The sequence below is a fragment of the Micromonospora sp. BL4 genome (genome assembly GCF_003667505.1).
Classification (GTDB): domain Bacteria; phylum Actinomycetota; class Actinomycetes; order Mycobacteriales; family Micromonosporaceae; genus Micromonospora.
The window spans coordinates 1-450 of the sequence record NZ_RCVJ01000017.1 but is presented as its reverse complement, the minus strand read 5'-3'; the positions used below and the strand labels follow the sequence as shown (position 1 = coordinate 450).

The 450-nt window shown below is 74.7% G+C and carries 1 protein-coding gene and 1 pseudogene; both read left to right on the top strand.

Going from position 1 to position 450, the window contains the following annotated elements; genetic code table 11:
• Window positions 1-231: RtcB family protein (locus EAD89_RS00100; RefSeq protein WP_199733365.1), on the top strand; the 231-nt coding region annotated here is incomplete at its 5' end.
• Window positions 228-450 (top strand): annotated as a pseudogene (locus EAD89_RS00095) (peptide chain release factor-like protein); the annotation flags it as partial. The gene EAD89_RS00100 and the pseudogene EAD89_RS00095, both read left to right, overlap by 4 nt.

The window sequence follows — 450 nt, the reverse complement described above, 5'->3', positions numbered from 1 at the left end:
GGCTCCGGTCTCGTGGGCTCGGTGGTGGTCTGCGGCGATCGGCAACTGCTGTTCGAGGAGGCGCCGACGGCGTACAAGCGCATCGAGCAGGTGGTCGCGGACCTCGTCGCGCACGGTCTGGCCACGCCGGTGGTCAACACGACGCCCCTGGTGACCTACAAGACGCCGGATCTCGGGTCGGCGTCCCGCACCGGGCGGCGGGACCGGCGGCACGGGCGGGGCCGGTCGTGAGCACGTACCTGCTGCTGTCCGCCGGTCGTGGCCCGCAGGAGTGCGCCTGGGCGGTGGGCCGGCTGCGGCACCGCCTCACTGGTGACGCCGGCCGTCAGGGGTTGACGGTCCAGCAGGTCCAGGCCGTGCCGGGTGAGCGGCCCGGCACCTACCGGTCGGTGCTGATCCGGATCGCCGGCGGGGACGCGGAGGCGTTCGCCGCCTCGTGGACCGGCACCC